Annotated in this window: 3 protein-coding genes; all 3 read left to right on the forward strand. The window is 58.3% G+C overall.

Annotation, left to right across the window (positions count from 1 at the left end):
- The first annotated feature begins 519 nt into the window (after nt 1–519).
- The 3 genes from FYJ78_RS12660 to FYJ78_RS12795 all read left to right on the forward strand — a co-directional run bounded on the left by FYJ78_RS12660 (nt 520) and on the right by FYJ78_RS12795 (nt 3,170).
- Complete coding sequence (locus FYJ78_RS12660; protein WP_195847982.1) at nt 520–774, forward strand: LysM peptidoglycan-binding domain-containing protein; 255 nt, start codon at nt 520–522, stop codon at nt 772–774.
- Between the two features lie 108 nt (nt 775–882).
- Nucleotides 883–2,835: an ATP-binding protein gene (locus tag FYJ78_RS12665; RefSeq protein ID WP_154621757.1), complete on the forward strand. Its 1,953-nt coding sequence runs from the start codon at nt 883–885 to the stop codon at nt 2,833–2,835.
- 2 nt (nt 2,836–2,837) lie between these two features.
- Entirely contained in the window at nt 2,838–3,170 is a 333-nt protein-coding gene (locus FYJ78_RS12795; RefSeq protein ID WP_195847983.1) for a recombinase RecT, read from the forward strand.
- The last annotated feature ends 137 nt before the right edge of the window (nt 3,171–3,307 follow it).

The following is a 3,307-nucleotide window of genomic DNA, read 5'->3' on the forward strand; positions in this document are numbered from 1 at the left end:
GGTTATTGGCGCAGCCACGCAAGCCAAGCTCCTTATGATCTTCGTAATATTGAATTGCGTCAAGTTTAAACTGTTTGTCATGTTGTTTAGCCATTCTGAAATCCTCCTCAAGATAGGTACATATATTATACCATGTCATAAACTTATTTAGGATTTCTCATTTTGACTTGTACTATTTATATTCTAACTCCACACGTTCTTGTACGTCTCAGATGTCATGAAGCTCTTCAACTGCTCGCGGTCGAAAGCGTACCAGATCATTGCAGAGCTCAACCGGGAGCTGGAGAAGAAGGGGTTTCTCTTTATTCGCGGCAGGATCAGCCGCAGGTATTTCGAGGAAAGGTACGGTGCATGATGATTGCAAGATATGGACAAGGAAACCGGCACGGCTATCGGCTGTGAGATCCAGATGTACTTGGAGAAGGAAGGAGGCTCAGGAGCATGACATTCAGAGAGCGCGTCGCGAGGCGGCGCAAGGAGCAGACCCGCAACCTAAAAAAAGCCGCGATATGCGCGGCGTTGGTCGGAATCGCGGCCATCTCCATCGGGCTGACAAGCCGCCCGGCGGCAGACACCCACCTCGTCGAGATCACCTACACGGTGCAGCCGGGCGATACCTGGTGGAGCATCGTCGAGCATTTCCGGGAGATGGACGCGGATGACCGGTATATCTTCGACTACAAGCACGACATGGAGCAGCTCAACGAGGGCATCGATACCGGCAACCTGACGCCGGGACAGACCCTGCGCATCCAGTACCGGGCGAAAAATTGACACGCAAAAAGGCTCTCCCAGGGACCAGCCGGAAGAGCCTCACCATGAAGATATCCCCAGAAGCGGGGACAACCAAGACCATTATAACAAAACGAGAGGAGAAACACCATGAAGATTTTGCATTTGCGGCTCGAGAACTTCCGCGGCATCCGCGAACTCGACATCGACTTCGACGGCAAGGACGCCGACATCTTCGGAGCGAACGGCACGGGCAAGACGACGATCGCGAACGCCGTCACCTGGCTGTTCTGCGACGCTCCGGCGACCGAGGAGAAGGATTTCAGCCCCAAGACGGCCGGCGCGCACGACCTGCACCACAAGGCCGAGATGACTGTCGAGAAGGACGATGGCGAGCGCTTCACCTTCGCGAAAGACTACTACGAGAAGTGGACGAAGAAGCGCGGCAGCGCCTCACGCGAGTTCTCCGGCCATATCACCGACTGGTACGTCAACGGCGTCCAGCAGAAGAAAAAGACATACGAGGAGACCATCCAGCAGGCCACGGGGGCGACCATCGAGCAGATGAAGATGCTCCTGATCCACGGCTACTTCCCGCAGACGATGAAGCCGGAGGCTCGCCGCACGGTGCTCTTCGAGCTCTGCGAGGAGGTCAACGACGAGGACGTCATCCGCGAGAACGGCCTCGAGGGACTCAGCGGAGTCCTGCTGCGGCCCGGCACGACGGACGAGCATTACAGCGTCGACGAATACAAGAAAGTCGCCGCGGCACAGCGCCGCAAGCTCAACAAGGAACTCGATACCCTGCCCGCCCGCATCGACGAGGCGACTAAAGCACTCCCCGAGGACGGGCGTGAGCTGGCGGCCATCGAGGCCGACCTCAAGACTGCCAAGGAAACGCTCGATCAGGCCATGGCCGCCACGTCAGACGCCAAGCATCCGGAGGGAGCAGAGGTGGCGAAGGCCGTCCTTGCGGGCAAGGAAGCCGAACTCAAAGCCAAGCAGGCTGCCTACGATGCCGAGGCAGCCAAGAAGAACGCCGATGCCTACGACGCGGTCAGCCAAGCCAAGCGCGAGCGCGACGAGCATGAGCGGGCTGCCACCAAAGCGGCAGAGGAAGCCAAGCGGGTACGCGAGACCATCACTGCCCTCAAGGCCAAGCGTGACGCGCTCCTCGAGGAATACGCCGAGGTGCAGGCGGAGGTCTGGAGCGATGCGCAGGAATTCTGTCCAACATGCGGTCAGCACCTGCCGGATGGCAAGATCGCCGAATTCCGACAGAGCTTCAACGAGCGCAAGAGCGCGCGGAAGCAGCACATCAACACCGAAGGCCAGCAGTGCAGCAAAGATAAGATCGCGGAGCTTGACGCCAAGGCCGCCGAGCAGGAAGCTCTCGCCGCAGAAGAAGCCCAGAAGTCGGAGGAAGCTGCCAAGCGCGCAACAGACATAGAGGCCAAGATCCAGACGCCGCCGCCCTTCGAGGCGACGGAGGAAGGGCAGGAAATCCTCGCGGGCATCGAGAAGGCCAGGGGCTCCTTGCGGGGCGGCGCCATTGACGCCGAGGCGCTTGCCAAAGCGCAGGCAGCCGAGGATGATGCACGGGCACACCTCGACGCGCTGACCGCCGAAAAAGTGGCCTATCAAGCCGCAGAACGCGCCCGCGCACGCATCGAGGAACTGCGGGCTGCTCAGAAGAAAGACTCCAGCGAACTCGACAAGATTGAAGCAGGACTCGACCTCTGCGACCGCTTCATCCGCGCCAAAGCGCAGGCCATCACGCGCAGCGTCAACAAGCACTTCAAGACCGTGTCCTGGCAGCTCTTCAAAGAGCAGGTCAACGGCGGCCTTGAGCAGGTGTGTAACCCGATGACCAAGAACACCGCGGGCGAATGGGTCGAGTACAAGAGCAGCAACACCGCCGCCCAGGTCAACGCAGGACTCGAGATCATCGACGTACTCAACAAGCACTTCCACACAAACCTGCCGGTCATCGTCGACCGCGCCGAGAGCGTGTGCAAGATAGCCAAAGTAAGCGAGCAGACCATCCGGCTCATCGTTTCCGCGCCGGATGGCACGCTCAGAGTCAAAATCAAGGAGGACTAACCATGATGACCAACCAGAAAAACAACTCCGCCCTCGTCCTGAAGAAGATGCTCAACGGGCCGGGGCTCCGCCAAAAGTTCGACGATGTGCTCGGCAAAGGCGCGGGCGCCTTCTCCGCCAGTGTGCTGAGCCTCGTCAACGCGACGCCTGCCCTGCAGGAGGCCGATCCGATGACCATCCTCGGCGCGGCGATGACGGCGGCGACGATGAAACTCCCAATCAACCCGAACCTCGGCTTTGCGTACATCATCCCATACAAGAACATCCCCATAGATGTAATCCATAATATCGCCTTGGATTTTTGGGGCTTTTTTCGGTTGAAATACAAGGGATAATGCTTTTTGTCTCTCTTTCGGGGAATCCCATCCAAGAACCTTTGAGGGAATGTCGTTCGAGCGTGTCAGATAACGGCGCATCTGCAGGTTCAGCTCCTCCAATGAGTAGAAGTGCAGATGATTGTAGAAACGCTCTT

The organism is Wylensekiella montiformis, assembly GCF_009697385.1.
Taxonomy (GTDB): domain Bacteria; phylum Bacillota; class Negativicutes; order Selenomonadales; family Selenomonadaceae; genus Selenomonas_A; species Selenomonas_A montiformis.

Excerpts from the sequence above, each read along its gene's own strand:
- FYJ78_RS12665 (WP_154621757.1), top strand. The coding sequence starts at position 883 with ATGAAGATTTTGCATTTGCGGCTCGAGAACTTCCGCGGCATCCGCGAA.
- FYJ78_RS12795 (WP_195847983.1), top strand. The coding sequence starts at position 2,838 with ATGATGACCAACCAGAAAAACAACTCCGCCCTCGTCCTGAAGAAGATG.